Here is a 19,787-nt window from a genome sequence, read left to right as displayed (position 1 = left end):
CGATTCGAAGGAGTCACCACCGTGCCTGACATCGTCACCGCCGCAGATCGCGTCTTCCGGGAGCCACCGCGCGGCTGCACCCGCCCTGCGTCGTACACGTCCGCAGGACTACTGCTGATGTCCGGCGGCCTCGCCCTCGGCTGCCTACTCGTCGTGCTGTACGGCAACTTCGGGATCGTCGGCCTCTACCCCTTCTTCGTGGCGTTCCTGGCTCATCGCGCCATGCGCGGACGCCCGGCCACCCGCATCTACGTGACGTGGGCGGCAGCACTCATGGTCACGTTCTCGGTGTGGCTGGCGTTCGCAGCCGGTCTGAGCATCCGAAACCTCGTGAACATTGCCGCAGCAGTGGCGACGGTCGGCGGGATCATCTTCCTGTGGCTCCCCGAGTGCACCATCTTCGTGAGCGCAGTGCGCGCCGCCAGCGATCCCAGCGAGGGCCTGCTGTTCTAGCGCAACGCAACCCGACGATCGGCGATTCGTCGACCACGCCGGCTCATCGACCACGGCAGAGCTGCCCAGGAAGCGGCCCGAGCAGCCTCCTCGTCCCGGACCTCGTCGGGAACGTCTCGGACGGTGATGGAGGTACTCATGCCTGCATGATCTAGGCAACGTCTGCACACCGACTGCGCTTTGGACCTGGTCGACGCGCCCGACGCCCCGTGGCTCAGGCCCCGCAGATCGCGTCGCTCGCCGGCGGCTTGCACAGGCCCCACGGTCCGTCCGAGCCTTCGACCTGCAGCACCCCGCGCTTCAACGGGGTGAGGGTGAAGGTCTTTCCGGTCGGCCAGTCGGGCTGGTCGTTGCTCGAGACGATCCGCATCCGCAGGGCTCCCGACGAGCCCGGCTGCAGCTGCACCACCGCGTGACCGGCGTCGGTCAGGTTGTCCGGGTCCTCACACGGCACGCCCGGCTCAGGCTGGCTGCACCACACGTAGGTGCGGAAGTCGGCCTTCCCGCGACCGGAGGCGTCGAAGGTGACCGAGAAGCCGTGCGACTGCCACTCCCCCGCGTAGGCGGCCGGCGACGACGATGCCGGCGCGCTCGTCGACGTCCGCGTCCGAGTGGTGGAGGTCGTCGTCGGTGCCGCAGCCGCAGCAACGGGCGCGACCGGTGTGCTCGTCGGCGCGGACGCCACAATGGGAGCCGGTTGCACCCGGGACCACCACAACCCGCCCACTCCAGCCGCCGTCAGTACGACCAGCGAAACGCACACCGCCACCGACACGCGCCACGCGACCACACCCCGCCGTCGGGACGGGATCGTCAGCCGGACGGTCGGAGCGTCCTCGCACGCGGCCATCTCACGCGCCGATCGCGAGGTGGCTGCCCATCTTCGAGGTGCAACGGCCGCCGCCGTCGCCCCTCGGAGAGCAGGTCCAGGAGTACATGGTTCCAGCGGACCCGAGGCCGCCGCCCGGGGTCGTGCCGGTCGAGAGCCACATCGCCGCCACCTCGACCGCGTGGTCGCAGGGCACCGTCCCGTTCTCCACGACCACGGCGTGCCCCGAGCCCGTCAATCCGCACGCGTAGCCACCGGCGGGGACGGTCATGGTGCTCCCGGACGAGACGGGAGCGATCACCGGCGAGCTGCCCGCCACCACCACCGGCGCCGCGTCCCGCGGGATCAGGACCATCCCCGCGAGCACCAGCGCGCCGATCGCCACCACCGTCGCGCACGCCAGCGCCACGTAGCGGAAGGCGCCGGACCCGTGCTCGGGCTCCGGGTACGACGGCGGGTGGAACGGCTGGTGCCGGTACCCGTACGGCGGCTGTGGCTGCATCTCGTCCCCCCGAGCCGGTGCTGTCGTCATGCACCTCGGAGTCGATCGACGGAGCGTTCCACCGCAGGCAGTCATCTCACCGGTTCGAGTGACGCCTCTGCTCCGTCAAGAGCGGCACTACGCGGCGGTGACGGCGCCTCGGGCTGCACTCGCAGGGGGGTCGCCACGACGCAGGGTCTCGACGGCGAGGCCCACCAGGCTGGCGAGCAGCCCGAGCGCGAACGGGACGACGACGTAGAGCCCGACCAGGATGTCGACGACGTTGCCGGCGAACAGGGCGACCACGAGGTCACCCGCCGCGTACCACCAGACGAACGCGCCCCCGACGAGCAGCACCACGCCGCCTGCCAGGGAGAGCCCCCCGTAGAGGGCGAGCCAGCGAGGGCTCGGGCGCCGGCGGAGGCGGTCGGCGAACGCGGCGCGGGCCCGCGGGGCGAGATCGGGCTCGTCGAGGTAGTCGGCGAGGGCCCAGTGACCGTCGAGCTCGAGGATGGGAGCGGCGTTGGTGAGCAGGTCGACCAGACCGACCACAGCGAGCCGCCAGAACACCGCGGTGATCAGCACGCTGCCGGAGAGGTGCGCGGTGATCGCGAGGATGCTGATCGCCACGACGTCGACGGCCAGCCCGGCGAGGGCCTGGATCACCCGTGCGCGGCGGGGCAGGGTGACCGCGTCGGTGGAGTCGACGTAGTAGCAGACCGACCCCCAGTAGAACCCGATGCCGGCGCGTCGCGGCGTTCCCCCGTAGTGCACGAGCGCCACCGCGTGGGCCAGCTCGTGGGCGGCCGCGAGCACCAGGACCACGAGGAACCCGAGGAGCCCGTCCACGGCCGGGTGCGAGCTCACGGTCGGCCCGGCCGGACGCCCGGCGACGAGCGCGACGACCCCGGCGAGCACGACCGCGCCCAGCACACCCAACCCGACGCGACTGATCAGGACAGGAACGAGATACCGGTCGAGGAAGCGCGCCGGCACCTCGATCCCGGCGAACTCGAGCCCGGAGCGGTTGAGCGTCCAGCGGCGTGCCGGGGCGACGGGCTCCTCGCTCCCGTCGAGGTCGGGCTGCTCGTCGACGGCGTCGTCGGCGATGACGCCGGCGTCCAGCATCTGATCGATGAGCTCGGTCCCGGGGACCGGGGTCTCCGTGCCGGTCCGCGCGGCGCCGTCCAGGGCCCCGATGAGGCGGTCCCGCGTGTCACCGGCGACGAGCAGGTCGGCGAGCGGCGCCGCTCCGGGATGCTCGAGCAACATCGCGTCCGCATCGGGTGGGACGAGGACCAGACCTCGCTTGCTGACGCGCCAGCGCACGCCGTCGTTGAACCGGATCATCGCTCCCCCACGTCGCCACCGGTGCATCGTCACGCTTCGCAGCAACTATGTCGGACCCTTACGTCCGAGTGATACAACATTGGCCGGAAACGCGGGCTGTCGTCACCTTGAGTAAGCAGGTCTGGATCGTCCGCAGCAGGGGGGATCAGTGACCGAGCATTCCGGAGCCGACGTCGGATCGACGAGCTTCCTCGAGGTGGCGCGGCCGGGCGGCACCGACGTCGTCCTCCTCGTCGGAGCGACCATGACCATCGGCCGCGCCGAGGGCAACGCCGTCGTGCTCGCCCACGACGGCCATGTGTCCTCGCTCCACGCGGTGATGCAGGCCTACGGCAGCAGCTGGGCCATCCGCGATCTGGGCAGCACCAACGGCACGGTCGTCGCCGGAGAGCGCCTGCACGCGGAGCGAGCGCTGCGGCACGGCGACATCATCATCGTCGGGGCCACCCGACTGACCTACCGCGGCGCAAACACCGCCCGGGCCGCCGACCGCACGACCGCACCTCAGCGCGCCCCGGAGCTCACCCGACGTGAGCGGGACGTGCTCCGGGCGCTCTGCCGGCCGCTGTTCTCCGAGGCGGTCTTCCGCGAGCCCGCCACCGCACGCGACATCGCCGCGGCACTCGTCGTCACGGAAGCAGCCGTGAAGCAACACCTGCTGCGCCTCTACGACAAGTTCGAGCTCGACCCCGGCAACACCCGCCGCCGCGTGGAGCTCGCCAACCAGGCCTTGCAACGCGGCGCGGTGAACCCCGCCGAGCTCAACGACGGTGCCTGACGCCGCTGTTCGTCCGAGCCATGTCGCGACGAGGATTCCGGCCGAGAGGGCCCGATCCGTAACACCGGCACTCGGAAGAGGGATTCGTAGCGGGAGGGACAGCGTGGCGGCTGTCATGCTCGGAACCCGATCGAGGTGGTGAAGCTCGTGGCGACGGCATCGCGGGCAGGCCGCATCGGGTGGTACGTCGACCGGGCGCGTGCGATGGGACTGCGGGAGGTCCTGAGCCGCACGGCGCGAGCCGCACGTCCGGCTCCCCGCGAACCATCCGATGCCGACCTGTTCACGGGCCCGGCCATGAGCTGGACGGCCCGGCTCGACGCGTTCCGCGAACGTCCGGGACTACTCGACGCCGCCGGTGCCGCTCTCGTCGCCACCGCCGATCCCGCCGGGATCGAGGCCGTCCGCGACGCCGCCGACCGCGCCGTAGATCACCGCTTCACCTTCTTCGCCCACGACGAGGCCGTCTACGACGGCCCGATCGACTGGGCTCTCGATCCGGTCGGGGACATGCGGTGGCCGCGGCGCCCGGCCCGCTCGATCGACCACCGCACGGCTCCGGGCGATCCCAAGTGGATCTGGGAGCTGCACCGGCTGCAGCACCTCCCGTGGCTCGCCCAGGCCTGGCTGCACACCGGTGAGCACCGCTACGCCGAGGAGGCCCTCGCCCAGCTGGACTCGTGGGTCGTCGACAACCCGCCCGACGTCGGCATCGGCTGGCGCGGAGCGTTCGAGTGCGGGGTCCGCGCCGTGTCGGTCGTGACGGCCCTGCAGGGGCTGCGGACCAGCCCGGCACTGACCCCGGAGCGATTCGGCCGGGCGGTGCGGATGCTCGACGCGGCCGCGCGGCGCTGCTGGCGCGACCGCTCCCTGCACAGCTCGGCCAACAACCACCTCGTCGGCGAGCTCGCGGGACTCGTGGTCGTCGGCACGGCGTTCCCCGAGCTCGCCGAGCCCGGACGCCGACGTCGCCGGGCCCTCGACGAACTCGCCCGCGAGGCCGACCGGCAGATCCTTCCCGACGGTGCCGGGTGCGAGCAGGCCGTCGCCTACCAGGTGTTCACCGCGGACCTCCTGGCCGTGGTGCTCGTCGCGCTCCGGGTCGCGCGTGACGACGACCCGGCCACCGACGTCCTCGCGGCCGCCCTGCGCCGGAGCGCGGACCACCTCGTCGCGCTCGTCGGCGACGACGACCCCGTGCCCCGCATCGGGGACGACGACGAGGGCCACGCCCTGCGCCTCGATGCGGGTCCGCTGCGGACCGTCCGGGCCCACCTGGCCGGGGTCGCCGCGCTGACCGGCCATGCAGGGGCGGCGAGGTCCGGGCGCCCCGACACGACCGCTCGCTGGTACGCGCTGCGCGCCGCAGGCCCCACCGCACCACCGAGCAGCGGACCTCCCGGCAACCACCACGCACCCCACGGCGGCCTCGTCGTCCTGCGGGCCGGGGACCGCCGACTGACGATCGACGTCGGCCCCCTCGGTCACGGGACACTCGCCGCGCACGGGCACGCCGACGCACTGGGGATCACCCTCGCCCGCGGCGGGCGGGAGTTCATCGGCGATCCCGGGACGGCGAGCTACTACGGCCATCCCGCGTGGCGTACCGCCGCGCGCGGGACCGCCTCGCACGCGACGGTGACCGTGGACGGCACCGACCAGTCGGTGATGGGCGGTCCGTTCCTGTGGACCCGACACGCACGGGTCATGGTCCGCGAGGTCGACCTCGCCGCCGGCGTCGTCGATGCCCAGCACGACGGCTACCGGCGCCTGGACCGGCCGGTCACCCATCGCCGCCGGGTGGTCGCCCGGCCCGACGACGCCGTCGTCCTGATCGTCGACCTCCTCGTCGGGGAAGGCCCCCACGAGTACCGCACCGCCTGGCCGCTCCCGCCGGACCTCCCCGCCACACCGCGCGAGGACGGCATCGACATCGACACGGACGCCCTGCGCATCCGACACGCCGCCACGATCCCCTGGAGCACCACCACCGTCCGCGGGGACGAGGCGAGCGGCACGGGGTGGTGGTCGACGCGGCTGGAGTCCCGGGAGCCCTCGTGGCTCGTCGGCGGAGTCGGCACGACTCGGGGTCTCGACGGCGCGACGACCGCCATCGCGACGCTGCTCGCCCCGGGCGACGCCCCCGACCCGGGGCTTCCGACCCTCGAGGTCCGCGGCAACCACGTCGAGGTGACGTGGCAGGGCACCGCGGGGCCGCGCCGGGAGTCCGTCGACCTCGACCCGGCATGACCGCCCCGGGCCTGTCCGGCACCCTGCGCCGGGGCGCGGCCATCTCCGGGGCTGCACTGCTCGGGGTCCAGCTGCTGTCGCTGGCCCAGACCCTGATCCTCGCCCGCCTGCTCGGGCCCGCAGCCATCGGCGTGTACGCCGCCGGGACGGCGCTGACGGTGTTCCTGTTCGGGGTCGCCGAGGGTGGCATGCGGGGCGCGGTGATCCAGCGCGACGAGGACGGCCTGGAGACCACCGCCGCGACCGCCTTCTGGGCCTCCATGACCGGCGGACTCGCGACCGGACTGGCGACCCTCGCGGCGGCGCCCCTGCTCGCCGCGTTCTTCGACGACCCGCTCGCCGGGGCGATCTGCGCCGCGTCGGCCGGCGCTCCGCTGCTCCAGGCGCTGTCGACGGTGCCCGACGCCCTGCTGCAACGACGGTTCGCCTTCCGCCGCCGCCTGGTCTGCGATCCGGCGATGGCGCTCGGCTTCGTCGTGCCCGCCGTCGTCCTGGCGATGCTCGGGTTCGGGCCCTGGAGCATGGTCGTCGGGCTGTACTGCTCGAATCTGGCGCTCCTCGTCTCGACGTGGGCTCTGGCCGGCTGGCGACCGACCGCGCGTCCGTCGTGGCGGGTGTGGCGGGAGATGGCCACGTTCTCCGCGCCGCTCGTGCTCTCCTCGGTGGGCGAACGCGCCCGGACGCTGGTCGAGGCCGCCGTCGTGGGCCGCTGGCTCGGGACAGGACCTCTCGCGCTCTACCGCTACGGCCGCCGGGTGGCCGAGCTGCCGAGCCGCGCGGTGCTCGAGGTCGGCGACTACGTGCTCTTCCCGGCGTTCGCCCGGATCGCCGCCGACGCCGACCGCTTCCGCGTCGCGTTCGCCCGGGCGTTGCGCCTGCTCTGGTGCGCGGTGGTCCCGACGGCGGGACTCGTCCTCGCACTCGGCGCTCCGACGGTCGTCGTGCTCCTCGGTCCGCAGTGGCAGGGGGCGGGCGTGGTCCTGGAGTCCATGGCCGGCTGGGGCCCGGGGATGGCGCTGACCGCCCTGGCCACCGGCGCCCTCAAGGGCGCCGGGCACACCCGCCCCGTCCACCTGCTCACCGCGAGTGGCCTCGTCCTCGGGATCGGCCTCGTGATCGCCGGGGTGTCCTGGCTCGGCCTCGCGGGGGTCGGTCTGGCGGTCTCGGTCGAGCGGCTGGTCACCGGGGGCCTCGCGCTGGACGCGGCCCGGCGCCTCGTCGGGCTCTCCCGCGCGGACCTGGGGCGGGCCATCGGCCCGCCGCTGCTCGCCGCCGTGCCGGCAACGGCCGTCCTCGCCGGGGTCGAGCACGGCCTGGTGCACAGCGCGTCGTGGGCGACCGCGCCGGCCATCGCGGTCCTCCTCGCCGAGGCGATCGGCTTCACGCTGCTCTACATGCTGCTCCTGCGGCTCCTCGCACCCACGACGGTCGCAGAACTCCGCACCGCCCTGGGCCGGGACCACCGGCCCGGCTCCGCCGAGACCGCACCGGTCGTCTGGGTGTCGACGAGCCGTCGGACCCGCGGCGGCATCGCCAGCTACGTCTCGACGATGGTCGGGACGTCGCTGTTCGCCGACGGCGGCGTCCGGCACGTGGAGAGCCACGTCGACGGGTCCCTCGCGCGCCGCCTCCGGGCCTTCGCGGGCGCGACGACGACCGTCGTCGGCCTCCTCGTCCGTCGGCGTCTCCCGGTGCTGCACGTCCACACCGCCTCCCGGGGCAGCTTCCTCCGCAAGGCACTCCTGGTGCACCTGGCCTCGCGGGCGGGAGCCGCCACCGTGGTGCACATGCACGGCGGCGCGTTCACGGAGTGGCACGACGCCCGGAGCGCCGCGGTGCGGGGGTGGATCCGGGCGACCCTTCAGCGCGCCGACGCCGTGATCGCGCTCAACGACACCTGGCGGAGTCGGCTCGTCCGGATCGCCCCGCTCGCACGCATCGTCGTCGTCCGGAACCCGGTCCCGATCCTCGCCACCGCGCCACACGACCCCCCCGACCCGCCCCAGGTCCTGCACCTCGGCCGGTTGAGCGCCGCGAAGGGCACGTTCGACCTGGTCGAGGCGTGGGCCGGATTGGGGGCCCGGAGGGCCGGGGCCCGTCTGCTCCTGGCCGGTGACGGGGACGTCGAGGCGGTGCGCCGGGCCGTGGTCGCGGCCGGGATCGAGGACACCGTCGAGGTCCTGGACTGGCAGCCCCCCGAGCGGGTCCCCGAGTTGCTCGCACGATCGGCGGTCCTGGTCCTGCCGTCGTGGGCCGAGGGCCAGCCGATGGCGGTCCTGGAGGCGATGGCCGCGGGTCTCCCCGTCGTGGCCTCCACGGCCGGAGGTCTCGCGGAACTCGTGGAGGACGGGCGGACCGGGCTGCTCGTGCCCCCGGGGGACACGGAGGCTCTGCGCGACGCGCTCACGGCCCTGCTCGCCGACCCGACGAGGAGGGCGACGATGGGCGCCGCCGGGCGGGCGCGCGTGGCGGAGCGCCACGATCCGGAGTCCGTCGCGCACCGCCTCGCCGCGCTCTACCGGGAGATCGTCGCGCCACGCACGGACCGGCTCATTCCCCGAGCACGATCGCGGGTCTGAGCTTGCCGCTCGCCGACCGCGGGATCCGCTCCGTCTCCCGGACCTCCACCGTCTGACCCGGCCCGACCACCCGGTGCACGGTCGCGCGGACCGCCGCGGCGACGGCCTCCCGGTCGTAGCCGTGCCCGGGCACCACGCGGACCTCGAATCGTCCCGGTGCGTGCTGGGCGACCTGCACCTCGCGCAGCCCCGTCAGGTTCTTCACCAATGTGTGCGGCAGCGGGATCGGACGTCCGTCGGCAGCGGTGAAGGCGTCCTCGACCCGTCCGTCGACGGCACCGAGCAGGGGGAAGGACCGTCCGCAGGGGCAGGGCGCGGGATCCGGCTCGCCGACGACCTCGTCGCCGGTGCGGTAGCGCAGCAGCGGGAACGCCCAGTTGTGCAGCGGGGTCCCGACGATCTCGCGTCGCTGCGGTGCGTCGGGCACCGGGAGGGTCTCGACGATGCCGTAGTCACCGAAGGCGTGCAGGCCCCCGCACGGGCAGTTGCCGGCGAGGGCCACGCGCTCGGTCTGGCCGTAGTGGTCGACGACCGGGCCGCCGAACACCTCCTCCAGCGTGCGGGCGGCCGCCGCTCCGATCACCTCGGAGGACGTGATCACCGCGCGCACCCGCAGCGGCTCCCCGGCGTCGCGCAGCAGCGTGGCGAACAGCGTCAGGCTCGACGGCCACCCCTCCACCGCGACCGGCGCGTGGGCCCGCACCGCCGCGAGGATCTCCGGGAGGTGCTCTGCGGTCAGGTGGAAGCTGGAGACCAGCAGCTCGCCGGTGGCCGGTCGGATCCGCGTGATGCCGTGGGGACCGGCGACCGTCGAGCCGCGCAGCACCACCCGAGGCGCGCGGGGCGGGACGCCGAACCAACTCCACTGCCGCTCCAGCGCGCAGCGTTCGTAGACCGCGGACCCGGGGCTGCGGTAGACGGTCACGACGGTGCCCGAGGTCCCGCTCGAGCGCGCCGGCCAGGCGAGGCGCCGCGGGTAGGCCAGGAACGCGGTCGGGTCCGCGGCGACGTTGTCCCGTCCGATCGTCGGCAGTGCCGCGAGGTCGTCGAGGGTCCGGACGTCGCGCGGGTCGAGGCCGGCGTCGGCGAACCACCGCCGGTAGTACGGCGTCCGCGCCGCGGCCCAGCGCACGAGCAGGCGCAGCCGCCGTTCCTGCATCCGCCGGAGCTCGCGGGGGTCCGCGCGCTCGGCCCTCCGCAGCGCGGACCGCATGCCGGGGCGGAGCGGATGGGCCCCCCGCACCCGGTACTGCACGTCGGTCAGCAGCTCGCGCACCGGACCTCCGATCACGCAGGGGTGATGCCGTACCGACAGCAGGCGATGCAGTACTCCGCTCGCCACGCCCTTGCTGGACCGAACGTTAGCGTCCGCGACGATGAACGTGTCGGCGTCCCGCGCGGTGACAGTGGTGATCCCGACGCACGCGCGGCGGGACCTGGTCCTCAGGACGGTGGCGAGCGTGCTCGCCCAGCGCGACTGCGACGTCGGTGTCGTCGTGGTCGACGACGGTTCGCGCGACGGTACCTCCGAGGCGCTGCGGACCCTCGACGATCCGCGCGTCACGGTCCTGCGCCACGAGCAGGCCCGGAGGGTCAACGCGGCCCGGAACACCGGCGTCGCGATCGTGACGACCCCGTGGGTCGCGTTCTGCGACGACGACGACGTCTGGGCCCCGGACAAGCTCGCCGCGCAGCTCGACGCGCTGGCTGCGGAGGAGACCGCACGGTGGGCGTGCGTGGGTGCCGCCCACGTGAACCCGACCGGCACGATCCTGCGGCGGGTGGATCCGCCGGCGACCGGCGACGTCCTGACCGATCTCGCGCGGCGCAACGTCATTCCCGGAGGTGGGTCCGGCGTTCTCGCCGCCACCGATCTCGTCCGCGCCGTCGGCGGATTCGACGAGCGGTTCCAGTCCCTCTCGGACTGGGACCTCTGGCTGCGCCTCGCGGCCCGCTCGCCGGTCGTCTCCGTCCCCCGCCACCTCGTGGCATACCTGGTGCACTCCGACAGCCTCATCCACGATCCGGCCCGCACCCTGCGCGAACTGCACCTGCTCGAGGCCAAGACCGCGCACCACCCGGAGGTGCCGCCGGTCGTCGTCGACCCGACGTGGTCCGCCACCCTCGCGATCATGGCCCTGCGGCTCCGACGGTGGTCGGTCTTCGTGCCGCTTGCGGCACGGAGCCTGCGCAGGCGGGCCGCTGCCGGCCCGCTGCTCGCAGAACTGGTCCGCACCGTCGCGCGACGGACCGGTCTGCGTCGTCCCGATCCGCTACCCGAGGCCCGCGACGACGAGAGCTGGGTGCTCCAGGCCGAAGTGCGTTGGGCCGATCGAGTGAACAGTGCACCACCGAAGGGCTCACCACTAACGTCTGGTAACCGCGATTCGAGACCCCTCACATGAAGGTGTGTGTCCTCGGTCTCGGATACGTCGGCAGCACCACCGCCGTGTGCCTGGCCGAGCTGGGCCACACGGTCGTCGGCGCCGACGCCGACGTGGCGACGCTCGCTGCTTTCGCCGCCGGAATCCCCAAGGTCGCCGAGCCGGGCTTCGCAGCGCTCGCCGCGCAGGCGCTCGGCTCCGGGCGCCTACGGCTGACCGTCGACACCGTCGCTGCGGTCGCCGCCAGCGACCTCACGCTGGTGTGCGTCGGGACGCCGTCGGCGGAGGACGGAGCGTTGGACACCGAGGCGCTCGAGCGGGCGGCGACCGACATCGGGGACGGTCTGGCGGAGGAGCACGCCGCGGAGGGCGGGAACATCCGGCACACCGTCGTCTTCCGGAGCACCATGCTGCCCGGGACGTGCGCCCGGCTGCTCGTCCCGCGTCTGGAGAAGTCCTCGGGACTCGTCGCGGGTGTCGGCTTCGGAGTGGCCGTGCACCCCGAGTTCCTCCGGGAGGGGTCGAGCGTCGCCGACTTCCGCTCGCCGTCGCGCCTGGTCGTCGGTGGGTTCGATGCGCAGAGCGCCGAGGCCGTCATGGCGCTCTATCCGGGGACGACGGCTCCCGTCCTGTGCGTCTCCCCCGCCACGGCGGAGATGTCGAAGTACGCGGACAACGCCTTTCACGCCCTCAAGGTCGCGTTCGCGAACGAGCTCGGGTCGGTCGCCCGGCGGCTGCTCGTCGACACGGACGAACTCGTCGAGGTCTTCCTCGCCGACCGGGCGCTCAACCTGTCCGAGGCCTACCTCCGGCCCGGGTTCGCCTTCGGCGGCTCCTGCCTGCCCAAGGACCTGCGGGCCCTGCTCCACGACGCCGAGCAGGCCAACATCACGCTGCCGCTGCTCGAGCACGTGCTGCCGGCGAACGAGGCCCACCTGGACCGCACCGTCGACGACGTCGCCGCGCGGGGGCACCGCCGTGTCGGCGTGGTCGGGCTCGCCTTCAAGGCCGGGACCTCCGACCTGCGTGGGAGCCCGTTGCTCGAGCTGTGCGGACGCCTGCGGACGCGTGGCTTCGACGTGCGCGCCTGGGACCCGGCCGTCCCGCCCGACTCCGCGGGGACCATGGCCGAGGTCGTCGTCGGCTCGCTGGACGACCTGCTCGCCCACGCGGACACGTTGGTCGTCGCCCGCCGCGACGACGCGGTCCTCGCCGCACTCTCCGCGGCCCACCACCTGCCCGCCCTCGTCGACCTCGTCGGGCTGCCCGACGCCCTGACCCGGGCGGGAGGCGACGGCCGTGGCGAGCTCGTCGGGTGAGGTCGGACGACGCGCCCTCCTGATCGTCGAGAACCTCTCGGTCCCGTTCGACCGCCGCGTCGCCCAGGAGGCGCGCTGCCTGCACGAGCACGGCTGGACGGTCGAGGTGATCTGTCCGCGGGGTCCGGACGGGCCGGGGGGCTACGACAGCGAGCCGGAGGCCGACGTGGACGGGGTCCGGGTGTACCGCTACCCCCTGGCGACGGCCGGCCGTGCCGCGGGCTATCTCCGCGAGTACTCCGTCGCGCTCCTCCACACCCTGCGCCTCGCCGTGCGTCTGCGCCTGCGCGGCCGGATCGACGTGGTCCACCTGTGCAACCCGCCCGACCTGCTCTTCCCGGTCGCGCTCCTGCTGCGGATCACCGGCGCCCGGGTGGTGTTCGACCACCACGATCTCTCCCCCGAGCTCTACCTGAGCCGCTTCGGTGCTCGGCAGGACGTCGTCTACCGGGCCCTGCGGGCGCTGGAGTGGCTGACCTTCCGGAGTGCGGACGTCGTGCTGTCGACCAACGAGAGCTACCGGGCGATCGCGGTGGGCCGCGGGCGCGTCGACCCACGGCGGGTGCACGTGGTGCGCAGTGCCCCGGCCCCCGACCGGCTGTGGCCGGGACCGCCCGATCCGTCGCTGGGCCGCGGCGCCCGACACGTCCTGTGCTACCTCGGTGTGATGGGCCCGCAGGACGGGGTCGACCACGCCGTCCACGCCCTGGCCCGTCTCGCCGAGCGCCGGGACGACTGGCACGCCGTCATGGTCGGCTCCGGGGACGCCCGCCCGGCCGCGGAGGCCCTGGTCCGCGAGTACGGCCTCGCCGACCGTGTCACCTTCACCGGCCGGGTGTCCGACGAACGCGTGCGATCGGTCCTGTCCACCGCCGCGGTCTGCCTCGCACCCGACCCGCTCAACCCGTTGAACGACGTGTCGACGATGAACAAGATCGTGGAGTACATGGCCATGGGTCGCCCGACGGTCAGCGTCGACCTCACCGAGTCCCGCATCTCCGCGGGCGAGGCCGCGGTCTACGCCCGCCCCGGTGATCCCGAGGACTTCGCGGCCCTCGTCGACGCCCTGCTGGACGATCCCGAGCGGCGACGCCGCATGGGCGAGGCGGGGCAGGCGCGGGTCCGCGGGGATCTGTCCTGGGAGTCCTCGAAGGAGGCGCTGCTGGCGGGGTACGCGCAGGCGTGCGGGAAGGGGCAGCCGTGAACCACCTGGCCGTGCACCTCGAACGGGTCCGTCGGCGGTGGGTGCTCGTCGCCGCCATCGCCGTGGTCGCCGCGCTCGCCGCCCTCGTCGGGGTGCTGGTCCGACCCGAGGGATTCACCGGCCGCGCGGCCCTCGCGATCGTGTCGCAGAACCGTTCCCCGGACCAGGACGCCGTGCTCGGGCGCGGGTACGTCGACCTGTTCAACCAGCCGTCCCAGCAGCAGGTCCTGGCACAACGGCTGGGGCTGGGGCCCGACGTCACCTTCAGCGCGCGTCTGGCCGCGGGCAGCCCGATCATCTACGTCGAGGCCGTCGCCCCGGACCCGGAGCTGGCGGCGTCGGCCGCCACCCGGCTCGCCTCGACCTACCGCGACGACGTGCGGAACAACCTCACCCCCGACCGCGTGGCGGCGGCCGCGGAGCTGACGACGCAGTTGCAGGCCGCGCAGGGCCGGCTGGCGTCCTTGTCGCCGACGAGCCCGGACCGGCGCGCGGCGACCGACCAGATCAACTCCCTCCAGGCGCAGCTGACCACGGTGCAGTCGAACACCACGAACCAGCTCAAGGACCTCCAGCTCGACGCCGGCGTCACGGAGAACGCCACCGGCTCCACCCGGACGCTCGTCCTGGCGCTGCTGGGCGGCGTCGTCGGCGGGGTCGCGCTGGCGTTGGCCCTCGGCCTGGTGGAGACCCGCCTGAGCACCCCCCTCGAGGCCCGGTCCCGGCTCGGACGCGAGGTGCTCGCGGTCGTGCGTGACGGGGCGGACCCCGCCGGCCACCGCTCGTTGGCCGATGTCCTCGCCCTGCCCGACCTGCCCGTCCCCGGCGCGCTCGCCGTGGCACCGGCCGACGAGGGCAGCGGGCTCGCCGCGCTGGTCGCCTCGTCCCTGGCCCGGATGCGCAGCCGCCAACGTGGCGGTGTGCTCCTGATCCAGGCCGATCGCGGCGCTCGGGCCCCCATCGGCGCGCCCGGGGTCGCAGAGGTGCTCGAGCGCGACGAGGCCGTCGACCTCGCAGACACCGTCGTCGCCGCCGAGGGAGTGTGGACGGTCCCCCACGGCAACCCGAGGGACGACCTGGAGGTGGTGTGCTCACGGGAGGGTGCCGCCGAGCTGCTGCGCCGCGCGCGGACCCTCGCCGACCTGGTGGTCGCCGAGGTGCCGTCGCCGGCCACGTCGGCAGCGGGCACCGTGCTCTGCGCCGCCGCGGACCGAGTGCTGCTCGTCGTCGAGCAGGGCGTCACGCGGGCCGCGGACGCCCGCCTGGCCATCGCCCGTGCGGAGCGCGCCGGTGCACAGATCCTCGGTGTGGTCCTGGTGGTCCGGCCGCCGGGGACACCGGCCGCGGCCGACCGCGACGGCGGGCATCTCGCTCCCGAGCCGATGGCCACGCGGTCCGCGGTCCCCGTGCCGCGACCTGCCGCAGTTCCGCACCGGATCGAGGGATGATCCCGACCGTGCTCCTGCTCCGGAGAGCCGACCGGGTGCGGTCGGCGCTCCCGCTCCGGGACCGGGCGGTGGGTCTGGGCGCGGCGGTCGCGGTCGCGGTCGCCGGCGTGCTCGCCCCGCACACGGCCGGCCCGGTCCTGCTGTTGGCCGGGCTGGGTGGGGCCGTCGTGATCCTGGCCCTCGTCGAGCCCGCCGCGGCGCTGCTGCTCCTCATGACGACGGCCTTCCTCCGGAGTGCCATCCACGAGCAGGCCCTGGACGTGCCGCTTCCCGGGCTCCTCCTGCTCGTGGCGGTCGCGGGTCTGCTCGTCGCGGTCCTCCGTGGCCGGCTGGCGTTCCCCCGGCTCGGGGCGCCGGAGATCGCGATGGGGCTCTACCTCGCCGTCAACGTCGCGTCCTGGTTGTCCCCGCACGCCCTGGCCGCGCTGAACCCGCGGGGCGGGCCGCAGTCGGTCCCGGTGCTGATCGTGACCGGCATCGCCTTCCCCTTCACCGCCTACCTGCTCGGTCGGGCCGGCGGTGGCGATCCGCGGGTCGTGTCGGCGTTCTCCTGGTGGGTCGTCGCGGCGACCGCGTACTCCGCGCTCATCGCCGTGATGCAGTTCCACGGCCTGAGCGCGTTCGTGCTGCCGCGCTCCGTCGTCGAGTCCCCGAGCTGGCCGGACCGAGCGGTGGGTGTGTTCGACCAACCGGTGACCAACGGAGTGCTGTTCGTCGTCGGGCTCCTGCTGTGCCTGCGGCTCGGTGGGGAGGCGTCCCGTCCGCGTCGGGAACGCTGGATCGCGCACGTGGTCGCCGTGGGGGCGGTCTACGGCATCTACCTGACGCACACGCGGGCCGTCTGGCTCGTCACCGGCCTCGCCCTGCTCGCCGCCCCGCTGGTGTCGCACGCGTACCGGCGTGGCGCCGCCGTGATCCTGGCCGTCGCCGTCGCGGGCATCGTCGCGAACTGGGCCGCGTTCACCGGGACGGACCGGGCCGCCGGTGGCGTGGGGACGACCAGCGAGATCGACGACCGGCTGAACATCATCGCCACAGCCGTGCGGGCGGTCGGCTCCGAACCCCTCCTCGGCTGGGGAATCGGTCGCTTCCCGCAGGTCAACACGCTCTACCACGAGCAGTGGTCCACCGCGGTCGACTGGCGCCGCGGCTTCGGGATCGCCTCCCACGAGACGGAGCTCGCCGTCGTCGTGGAACTCGGGGTGCTCGGGCTCCTCCTGTGGATCGCGGTCCTGGTCCTGATCCTGCGCCGCGTCCTCGCGGCCCGCCGCGGCCCGACCCGCGCCACGGCGGACACCGCGCTGCTCGCCGTGCTCGTGGTCATCGTCGTCGGCTTCACCGTCGACATCCGCTTCCTCGACTTCGCCTGGACGCTGGCGTTCCTGCTCGCGGGGCTGGCCGTCGGGCCCGGCCGGCCGCGCCCGGAGCCGATCGCCCCGCGCCTGGAACGGATTCGGATCGGAGCGCCGCGGTGACCCGCCCGTTGCCCGTGCTGTTCGTCGTGCCCGACCTCGCGGTCGGAGGAGCGGAACGGCACCTCGTGTCCCTGGTCAGCACTCTGGACCGTGCCCGTGTCAGCCCGTCGGTGGTGTGCGTCGGCGAGGCGGGCGCCCTCTTCCCCCAGCTCGCGGCCGCAGGGGTCCCGGCCCGGGCCCTGCAGCGTCGCAAGCGTGCCGCACTCCTCGCCGCGCTGGACCTCCTTCGTCTCCTGCGGCGGGAAAGGCCGGGGCTCGTGGTGACGCGGGGGTACAGCGCCGACGTCCTGGCCCGGACGGTGGCCCTGCTGCTCGGCATCCCCGCGAGCACCTGGGTGCACGACTCCCGCGACCACGTGCCCCGGGCCCTGGCCCGCCGGCTGTTCGACCGCCTCGCCAACCGGCACAGCGCGGGCGTCCTCGGCCTCGTCGAGGCCCAGCGGCCCTACTTCGCGCGACTCGGGTGGCGCGACGACCAGGTGTGCATCGTGCCGCCCGGTGTCGCATCAGCACCGGCGACGACGCCGTCGATGACGGTCCGGGGCTGCCTCGGATTCGCACCGGACACCGAGGTCGTGGTTCTCGTCGCCCGGCTGACCCACCAGAAGGACCATGCGACCGCTCTGCGGGCCTTCGCGCGCGTCCGGGCGGCGCGCGCCCGGGCCCGACTGCTCCTCGTCGGTGACGGGCCCCTGCGCGAGGATCTCGAGCGGCTCGCCGTCGAGCTCGGGGTCTCGGAGGACGTCGTCCTCACGGGGACCAGGAGCGACATCGCAGACCTGCTCGGGGCGGCCGACGTCGGGCTGCTGTCCTCACGCGAGGAGTGCGCCCCGCAGGCCCTGCTCGAGGCGATGTCGTCCGGCCTCCCCGTGGTCGCGACGGCGGTCGGTGGGGTCCCCGAGATGGTCGACCACGGCTCGACGGGGCTGCTCGTGCCCGCAGGTGACGTCGGGGCTCTCGCCGATGCCCTGCTCACGGTGCTGGACGATCCCGTCCGGAGACGGGAGCTCGGGCGCGCCGGACAGCGCCACGTCGCCCGACACGTCGACCTCGAGGTCTCGACGAGGCGCGCGGAGAACGCCTTGACGCGGCTCGCCCGTCCCCCGGTCCGGCTGACCCTCGTGCTCGACGAGGTCGATCGCGGGGGTGCCGAGACGGTCCTGCTCGCCCTCGTCCGGGCCCTCGACCCGGCACGGGTCGCCGTGCGGATGATCTGCCTGCGCCGCGGCGGTGAGCTGGCTGCCGACTTCCGCGCCGCGGGCTGCCCGGTGGAGGTGCTCGGCCGCCCGTCCCGCGACCCACGGACAGCCGCAGCGCTGGTCCGGCGTCTGTACCAGGACGCCGACGTGGCGCTGGTCGCCAACCATCACCGTGGGGCGATGGCCCTCACCCGGGCCGCCGCGCGGATCACCGGGACGCCGGACGTGGTCACGGTGCACACGATGGGTCCGAATCCCCCGGGAGGCCGGTGCCTGCCCCGGCACGTCGTCGAGACCCTCGCGTCGACGCGGGCCCTCGTCGTCCTCTCGCAGGGTCACGAGCGGTACCTCGGGGCCGCCGAGGGCGTCGGCTCCCGACCGTGGCGGTCGGCGCCCGTGCACGTCATCCCGAACGGTGTGACGGTCCCGCCGCCTCCCGGACGGCACTCGCCCGACGCCGTGCGCGAGGAGCTCGGCCTCGGCATGGACGACGTCGTCATCGCCACGGTGGGCCGACTCGTCCCGGAGAAGGACCACGACACGTTGTTGCGGGCGTTCGCGAAGCTCGCCGTGGACCATCCCCGGGCACGTCTGGTCGTCGTCGGAGCGGGGCCACGGGAGGGTGCACTGCGGCTACTCGCCGCTCACCTCGGCGTCGACGACCGCGTACTGCTGACCGGCGGCCGGACCGACGTCGTCCGGCTCCTGCCCGCGTTCGACGTCTTCGCGCTCTCGTCGCGCACCGAGGCGTTCCCCCTCGCCGTCGTCGAAGCCATGCACGCCGGTCTCCCGGTCGTGGCCACGAACTGCGGCGCGGTCGCCGACCTCGTGACCGACGGCGTCAACGGCCACCTCGTCGCGGTCGGCGACGAGGCCGCGCTCGCCGACCGGCTCGGTGGGCTCCTGCGTGACCCTGCGGCACGGACCGCGCTCGGCGCGCGCAGCCGCGACCGCGCCGAGGCCGAGTTCACCGACACGGCGATGGCGGAGCGCTACACGCGGCTCGTCGAGGGGCTGGTGCGCTGAGGCTCGCGGCTCACGAGCGGCGCAGCACCAGATTCAGGCTCTCCTGGAAGAAGGCCCCAGGAGCAGGCGGTCCCGCGGAGCGCAGCAGCCGCTCCACGCGGCGCTCCGGGGCCAGCGTCCGCAGCAGGCGGCGAGCGGCACTGCGACGGTCCCGGTACGTGGGGAGCGTGGACACCACCTCGAGCTCGTCGAGCGGCGCCATCGCCAGCTCGAACTCGTGGTAGCTGACCCCGCGGCCCTGCCGGGCGAGATCCGCGACGGCATCCGGAACGGGCGTCGCGGCGAGGGCGGCCACCTCCGGGCGTCGGCTGCGATCCGCGTACCGGACCGCGAGCTCGTCGGGCAGCCAGTGGAAGAACGGGAGGTGCGCGGTGTGCCTGTCGTGCACCCACAGCCGATTCGGGGTGTCCAGGACGCACCAGTGGGCGCCCGGACGCAGCATGCGCCAACTGGCCGCCATCGCGGCGAGGCGTTCGTCGAGCGTCATGTGCTCGAGGACCGCCGACAGGACGACGAGGTCGATCTCACGGCCGGCGTACCGACCGGGCAGATCCGCCGCGTTCGCGACGTCGACCTGCGCGCGGACCCCGTGAGCCGCGCATCGCGCCCTCGCGATCTCGACACGTTCCGGGAGCAGGTCCAGCCCGACCACGGCCGCTCCCTGCTCGGCGAGGGCGACGGTCGTACTCCCCGTGCCGCACCCGATCTCCAGCACGGTGGCACCCGACAGCCGCACGGCGTCGTCGAGCCACGGCACGATGTCCCTCCGGGCCAGCTCCAGCCGCCCGGACACGTGGTCGGCTGCGCCCGTCTCCGTCCCGTCGGTGCGGTACCCCGTGGCCTCGAAGGCACTCTCCAGGACCACGAGACCCTCGGTGTCCGGTGCACGCCAGTTCCGGGCGAGGTGCGCCGGGACCGTGGGCGCCGTCCATCGCTCGATCCCACGCCGGACGGTCGACGCGACGTTCACCCGTGCAGCATCCCAGCCCGGCCCCGAACCCCGGGAAGCACG

Annotated in this window: 15 protein-coding genes; 10 read left to right on the top strand and 5 right to left on the bottom strand. The window is 74.0% G+C overall.

Going from position 1 to position 19,787, the window contains the following annotated elements:
- Positions 1-21: 21 nt before the first annotated feature.
- Positions 22-453 carry a hypothetical protein gene (locus tag QRT03_RS23795; RefSeq protein ID WP_286055578.1) on the top strand — a complete coding sequence of 144 codons (432 nt, stop codon included), beginning with the start codon at positions 22-24 and terminating at the stop codon, positions 451-453.
- 214 nt (positions 454-667) lie between these two features.
- On the opposite strand, the gene QRT03_RS23790 is transcribed toward QRT03_RS23795, so the two are convergent.
- The 3 genes from QRT03_RS23790 to QRT03_RS23780 all read right to left on the bottom strand — a co-directional run bounded on the left by QRT03_RS23790 (position 668) and on the right by QRT03_RS23780 (position 3,113).
- Entirely contained in the window at positions 668-1,156 is a 489-nt protein-coding gene (locus QRT03_RS23790; RefSeq protein WP_286055577.1) for a hypothetical protein, read from the bottom strand.
- Positions 1,157-1,304: 148 nt separating this feature from the next.
- The gene (locus QRT03_RS23785) at positions 1,305-1,784 is read right to left on the bottom strand and encodes a hypothetical protein (RefSeq protein WP_286055576.1); all 480 of its coding nucleotides are present in this window, start codon (positions 1,782-1,784) and stop codon (positions 1,305-1,307) included.
- Between the two features lie 117 nt (positions 1,785-1,901).
- Positions 1,902-3,113: a hypothetical protein gene (locus QRT03_RS23780; protein WP_286055575.1), complete on the bottom strand. Its 1,212-nt coding sequence runs from the start codon at positions 3,111-3,113 to the stop codon at positions 1,902-1,904.
- Positions 3,114-3,261: 148 nt separating this feature from the next.
- Here QRT03_RS23780 and QRT03_RS23775 point away from each other — a divergent pair, with 148 nt between their 5' ends.
- From QRT03_RS23775 to QRT03_RS23765, 3 genes are all read left to right on the top strand, one after another.
- Positions 3,262-3,891 (top strand): FHA domain-containing protein, encoded by a 630-nt coding sequence (locus tag QRT03_RS23775; protein WP_286055574.1) that lies wholly within the window; start codon positions 3,262-3,264, stop codon positions 3,889-3,891.
- A 297-nt stretch (positions 3,892-4,188) separates the two neighbouring features.
- Positions 4,189-6,141: a heparinase II/III family protein gene (locus QRT03_RS23770; RefSeq protein WP_286055573.1), complete on the top strand. Its 1,953-nt coding sequence runs from the start codon at positions 4,189-4,191 to the stop codon at positions 6,139-6,141.
- Positions 6,138-8,720, top strand: coding sequence for an oligosaccharide flippase family protein (locus QRT03_RS23765; RefSeq protein WP_286055572.1), 2,583 nt, complete (start codon positions 6,138-6,140; stop codon positions 8,718-8,720). Before QRT03_RS23770 ends, QRT03_RS23765 begins: the two co-directional genes overlap by 4 nt.
- On the opposite strand, the gene QRT03_RS23760 is transcribed toward QRT03_RS23765, so the two are convergent.
- Positions 8,692-10,011, bottom strand: a complete 1,320-nt coding sequence (locus tag QRT03_RS23760; RefSeq protein WP_286055570.1) for a phenylacetate--CoA ligase family protein — start codon at positions 10,009-10,011, stop codon at positions 8,692-8,694. The two genes, QRT03_RS23765 and QRT03_RS23760, sit on opposite strands and share 29 nt — an antisense overlap.
- Before the next feature lie 85 nt (positions 10,012-10,096).
- On the opposite strand from QRT03_RS23760, the gene QRT03_RS23755 reads away from it, so the two are divergent.
- The 6 genes from QRT03_RS23755 to QRT03_RS23730 are packed head-to-tail and all read left to right on the top strand — an operon-like array spanning position 10,097 to position 18,775.
- Positions 10,097-11,125: a glycosyltransferase family 2 protein gene (locus QRT03_RS23755; protein WP_286055569.1), complete on the top strand. Its 1,029-nt coding sequence runs from the start codon at positions 10,097-10,099 to the stop codon at positions 11,123-11,125.
- Positions 11,122-12,423: a nucleotide sugar dehydrogenase gene (locus QRT03_RS23750; RefSeq protein ID WP_286055567.1), complete on the top strand. Its 1,302-nt coding sequence runs from the start codon at positions 11,122-11,124 to the stop codon at positions 12,421-12,423. Before QRT03_RS23755 ends, QRT03_RS23750 begins: the two co-directional genes overlap by 4 nt.
- Entirely contained in the window at positions 12,404-13,627 is a 1,224-nt protein-coding gene (locus QRT03_RS23745; protein ID WP_286055566.1) for a glycosyltransferase family 4 protein, read from the top strand. The genes QRT03_RS23750 and QRT03_RS23745 overlap by 20 nt, the downstream gene beginning before the upstream one ends.
- Complete coding sequence (locus QRT03_RS23740; protein WP_286055565.1) at positions 13,624-15,075, top strand: tyrosine-protein kinase family protein; 1,452 nt, start codon at positions 13,624-13,626, stop codon at positions 15,073-15,075. The genes QRT03_RS23745 and QRT03_RS23740 overlap by 4 nt, the downstream gene beginning before the upstream one ends.
- Positions 15,076-15,083: 8 nt before the next feature.
- Complete coding sequence (locus tag QRT03_RS23735; RefSeq protein WP_286055564.1) at positions 15,084-16,550, top strand: O-antigen ligase family protein; 1,467 nt, start codon at positions 15,084-15,086, stop codon at positions 16,548-16,550.
- Complete coding sequence (locus tag QRT03_RS23730; protein WP_286055563.1) at positions 16,547-18,775, top strand: glycosyltransferase; 2,229 nt, start codon at positions 16,547-16,549, stop codon at positions 18,773-18,775. The genes QRT03_RS23735 and QRT03_RS23730 overlap by 4 nt, the downstream gene beginning before the upstream one ends.
- A gap of 10 nt (positions 18,776-18,785) precedes the next feature.
- On the opposite strand, the gene QRT03_RS23725 is transcribed toward QRT03_RS23730, so the two are convergent.
- Positions 18,786-19,745 carry a methyltransferase domain-containing protein gene (locus tag QRT03_RS23725; protein WP_286055562.1) on the bottom strand — a complete coding sequence of 320 codons (960 nt, stop codon included), beginning with the start codon at positions 19,743-19,745 and terminating at the stop codon, positions 18,786-18,788.
- Between the last annotated feature and the right edge of the window lie 42 nt (positions 19,746-19,787).

It is taken from the genome of Actinomycetospora termitidis, assembly GCF_030286555.1.
Classification (GTDB): domain Bacteria; phylum Actinomycetota; class Actinomycetes; order Mycobacteriales; family Pseudonocardiaceae; genus Actinomycetospora; species Actinomycetospora termitidis.
This window is presented reverse-complemented; position numbering and strand designations above follow the sequence as displayed.

Coding starts and splice junctions, on each gene's coding strand:
- QRT03_RS23785 (WP_286055576.1), bottom strand. CDS start 1,784: ATGCAGCCACAGCCGCCGTACGGGTACCGGCACCAGCCGTTCCACCCG.
- QRT03_RS23780 (WP_286055575.1), bottom strand. CDS start 3,113: ATGATCCGGTTCAACGACGGCGTGCGCTGGCGCGTCAGCAAGCGAGGT.
- QRT03_RS23770 (WP_286055573.1), top strand. CDS start 4,189: ATGAGCTGGACGGCCCGGCTCGACGCGTTCCGCGAACGTCCGGGACTA.
- QRT03_RS23765 (WP_286055572.1), top strand. CDS start 6,138: ATGACCGCCCCGGGCCTGTCCGGCACCCTGCGCCGGGGCGCGGCCATC.
- QRT03_RS23755 (WP_286055569.1), top strand. CDS start 10,097: ATGAACGTGTCGGCGTCCCGCGCGGTGACAGTGGTGATCCCGACGCAC.
- QRT03_RS23750 (WP_286055567.1), top strand. CDS start 11,122: ATGAAGGTGTGTGTCCTCGGTCTCGGATACGTCGGCAGCACCACCGCC.